1 pseudogene is annotated in these 1,229 nt (G+C 60.5%); it reads left to right on the top strand.

From position 1 onward, the window contains the following. A pseudogene (locus EOA24_RS38520) lies at window positions 1–1,229 on the top strand (OmpA family protein); the annotation flags it as partial.

Genomic DNA, 1,229 nt, shown 5'->3' with positions numbered 1-1,229 from the left:
GTCCCGCGTTACGCACCTGCTCGACGAACCCGAGCAGCTTGCCGCCGCGGTGGGCAACGTTCTGCCCGAAGCAACTGCGCGCGCGTCCCATACGCAACTCGGCGAGGCTCTTGCCCCGGCTGTCGAACGGGCGGCGCAGCGGTCCATCCAAAAGAACCCAAACACGCTCACCGATATATTATATCCGGTGTTTCTGCCGGCCATTCGCAAGTCGATCGGCGAAAAGATCGACCAAACCTTCCAGTCGTTGAATGAGTCTCTGAGGCATATATTCACATGGCATGGGTTGAAGTGGAGGTTTGAAGCCTGGCGAACGGGGACAAGCTTCTCTGCAGTTGTTCTCAAGCATTCTCTTATCTATCGCGTAGAACATGTCTTTCTCATCAGCCGCGCTTCCGGGCTCCTGATTGCGCATGTAACTTCCCAAGACGCAACCAGCGAAGACCCTCAACTGATTTCCTCGATGCTGAGCGCGATCCAGGATTTTGTGAAGGACTCTTTCAAGGAGAAGGAAAACAGCGGCCTCGACACCATCCGGTTTGGGGAACTTCGCCTCTGGTCGGAAGTCGGACAGTTTGCGACCCTGGTTGCGGTGATCCGGGGAAATCCTCCGGAGGAACTGCATGAAGTCATCCGCGACGTACTGCTTCGCATCCATCAAGAATTCTCGCGGGCCCTGGAGCGGTTCGACGGCGACAGTTCCCAGTTGCCCGGCGTTGAGACGCAGTTGCAGACCTGCGTCGAGCTGCAGCACATGGATTCGAAAGAGGGATTTCCGTGGCTGGTGGTGACGGCGGTCCTGCTGGCATTGATCGTGGCGGGCGGCTGGTTCTTTCTGTCCTGGCAAACCGCACACCGCTGGCAGGCCTACCTGTCGCGGCTGGCGGCCCAACCGGGCATAGTCGTTTCGGACCAAAAAATTCGTGGCGGCGAGTTCTATGTCGCCGGCCTGAGAGACCCGCTCGCCGCGGACCCGCAGTCGCTGCTGTCGGGAACGGAGGTCGATCCCGCCCGCGTTCATTCAAACTGGCAGTTCTATCAGAGCCTCGAGCCGGAATTCGTGCTGAAGCGGCTGTCGGCGTCGCTGGCGCCGCCGGATTCGGTACGACTCTCGGTCGTCGATGGTCGCATCGTCGCCGAGGGTGAGGCGACTACCACGTGGATCAACCGGGCGCGGGCCGCTGCCCAGCAGCTTTCCGCAGGCGGGCCGGTCTTCGACATCTCCGGGG

The sequence above is a fragment of the Mesorhizobium sp. M2A.F.Ca.ET.039.01.1.1 genome (genome assembly GCF_003998035.1).
Taxonomy (GTDB): Bacteria; Pseudomonadota; Alphaproteobacteria; order Rhizobiales; family Rhizobiaceae; genus Mesorhizobium.
This window is presented reverse-complemented; position numbering and strand designations above follow the sequence as displayed.